Here is a 2,655-nt window from a genome sequence, read left to right on the forward strand (position 1 = left end):
GGCTAGGCTTCAGTGCGCCCCTGACTTCATCCGAGACGCCTCCATGATCGCCACGACCCGCCGCGCCGCCCTGCTGTCGGCCTTCGCCACCGTCGGGGCCGCRGCGCTCGCCAAACCGGCTTTCGCCCGGCAGACCGGCAAGGCGGGCGCGGCGGTCGACCAGTTCGCCCAGGAGGTCATGGCGGCCTTCCCCGACGAGCCGGGCCTGGGGATCTGCGTGGTCGAGGACGGCGAGATCACCCTGGCCAAGGGCTATGGCGTGCGCCGGCTGGGCGGGCCCGACAAGGTCACCGACTCCACCCTGTTCGGCGTGGCCTCCAACACCAAGGCCTTCACCGCCGCCGCCCTGGCCATGCTGGTCGAGGAGGGCAAGGTCGCCTGGGACGACCCGGTCACCAAATACCTGCCCAATTTCGCGATGAGCGACCCGATCGTCACCAAGCTGATGACCGTGCGCGACCTGCTGTGCCACCGCTCGGGCCTGACCCTGGGGGCGGGCGACCTGATGATCTGGCCCAACCCCACCCACACGCGCGCCGACATCGTGGCGGGCCTGAAATACCTGCCGATCGGCGGCCAGTTCCGGGGCGGCTACGCCTATGACAACGTGCTGTACGTGGCGGCCGGCGAGGTGATCGCCGCCGTCACCGGCGCGCCGTGGGAGGTGTTCATCCAGAAGCGGATCCTGGACCCGCTGAAGATGACCGACAGCGTCCCCCTGCCCTCGATGATCGGCGACCGTCCGCGCGCCGAGCCGCACGCGCGGATGGGACCGCCGGTGCGGGGCCTGGGCCCGCAGACCGTGCTGCCGTTCGACGGCAGCTTCGACTCGGCGGGCGCCGCCGGCGGCCTCAACACCACGCCGCGCGACATCGGCAAGTGGCTGCAGGTCCAGCTGGGCCTGGGCACGACGCCCGGCGGGACCAAGCTGTGGACCGAGGCCTCGGGCCGCGAGATGTGGAAGCCCCAGACCATCACCGCCTGGTCCGACGGCCCCACCGCCGACAACCCGGTGAGGGCCAGCCTGCAGGCCTACGGCCTGGGCTGGTTCGTCAACGACCATCGCGGCGAGCGGATCGTCTGGCACACCGGGGGCCTGGCCGGCTTCATCTCCTATACCGGCCTGCTGCCGGGCCGGAAGTCGGGGATCATGGTGATGACCAACGCCGAGGAGAACACCGTCTTCCGGTCGTTGCGCTACGGCGGTCCCGACCGGCTGCAGGGCCGCAGCGACTTCGACTGGATCGCCTCCAGCCGCAAGGTCCAGGGCGAGGCCGACGCCAAGACCGCCAAGGACGCGGCCGAGGCCATGACCCCCAAGGGCGGCGGCCCAAATGGCGGGGCGCCCCCCACCCTGCCGCTGGCGGCCTATGCGGGGGTCTATCGCGACCCCTGGTACGGCACGATCTCGGTGGCGATCGTTCGCAAGGGCAAGAAGACGTCCCTGAAGATCAGCTTCGACAAGACCCCGGCCCTGCGCGGCGCCCTGGAGACCTTCGACGGCGACACCTTCAGAACCCGCTTCGACGATCGTTCCCAGGAGGACGCCTTCGTGGTGTTCGCGGTCAAGGACGGGGCGGTCACGGGCGCGACCCTGCGCGCGGTCTCGCCGCTGGCGGACTTTTCGTATGACTATCAGGATTTGAAGCTGGTCCGTCAGTAACCCTCTCCCGGAGGGGAGAGGGAGGGGCCCGCCGCGCAGCGGTGGGAGGGTGAGGGGTTACGCCCTCAGCCGGAGCGCCGCGCCGATAACCTCGGCCACGCCGCCGGGGTCAGCCAGTACGACGTCATTGTCGAAACGCAGCACGCGAAAGCCGCAACGTTCCAGCACCTCGGTCCGCGCCACGTGATGAAGCTCGCGGTCTCCATGTGATGGACCGTCCAACTCGACAACGAGCTTCGCGTCCCTGCAGGCGAAGTCCGCGAAGTAGCGCTCGATCGGGACCTGACGGCGAAACTTGAGCCCGTTCAGGCGACGCCCACGCACGATCGCCCAGAGCTTTTCCTCGGCGAGGGTCTGGTTACGACGAAGCCGGCGGGCGTTGGGGATCGGGTCCATGGCGCGAGCTTGGCCGCGCGTTTGGAGGTGGCAAGGGAAGTAACCGGGGTTTCGCTTTTGGCGCCTTCACCCCTCACCCTCCCAACGCTACGCGTTGGGCCCCTCCCTCCCCCCTCCGGGAGAGGGTGAAACACTAACCCAGCCGCCAGCCCGCGGCGATGAACAGGATCTGCTTGTCCATCATCGCCGACAGCTCGGCCGCCGAGGCCTGGTGGCAGGCGGCCATGCGGTAGTTCCAGGCGTAGGCGGCCTTGAGCACCTCGATGGCCAGCTCGGAATCCAGGTCCGGGCGGACGTCGCCGCGCTCGATCCCGCTGGTCAGGACGTCGCGCAGCATCTCGGTCAGGCGCTCGTTGCGGCCATAGGGCGTGACGCCGGGGTCCTGGCTCGGGCTGTAGGAGGCCGCGATATGGGCCAGGAACAGCTTCACCCGCCGGGTTTCGAACTCGTAGTGGATGGCGAAGATCGAACACAGCCGATCGGCCGTCGAGCCGCGCAGGAAGGGCACGACCCGATCGAACTCGGCATAGAGGTCGCCCAGACGCTTATCCATGACATGGCTGAGCACCTCCGCCTTGGAGGCGAAGGTGGTGAAG

3 protein-coding genes are annotated in these 2,655 nt (G+C 69.1%); 1 reads left to right on the forward strand and 2 read right to left on the reverse strand.

Annotation, left to right across the window (positions count from 1 at the left end; genetic code table 11):
- Positions 1-43 precede the first annotated feature (43 nt).
- Positions 44-1,663, forward strand: coding sequence for a serine hydrolase (locus AC1DZ6_RS23145; protein WP_477099460.1), 1,620 nt, complete (start codon positions 44-46; stop codon positions 1,661-1,663).
- A 57-nt stretch (positions 1,664-1,720) separates the two neighbouring features.
- Here the strand turns inward: AC1DZ6_RS23145 and AC1DZ6_RS23150 are convergent, their stop codons facing one another.
- Together AC1DZ6_RS23150 and AC1DZ6_RS23155 are read right to left on the reverse strand one after the other, a co-directional pair.
- A complete protein-coding gene (locus tag AC1DZ6_RS23150) occupies positions 1,721-2,059 on the reverse strand; it encodes a DUF559 domain-containing protein (RefSeq protein WP_477099461.1) in 339 nt (112 codons plus the stop codon).
- 133 nt (positions 2,060-2,192) lie between these two features.
- On the reverse strand, positions 2,193-2,655 hold a 463-nt coding region (locus AC1DZ6_RS23155), incomplete at its 5' end, for a TetR/AcrR family transcriptional regulator (protein ID WP_477099462.1).

The sequence above is a fragment of the Caulobacter sp. P1_B12_2 genome, from assembly GCF_056406675.1.

Excerpts from the sequence above, each read along its gene's own strand:
- AC1DZ6_RS23150 (WP_477099461.1), bottom strand. The coding sequence starts at position 2,059 with ATGGACCCGATCCCCAACGCCCGCCGGCTTCGTCGTAACCAGACCCTC.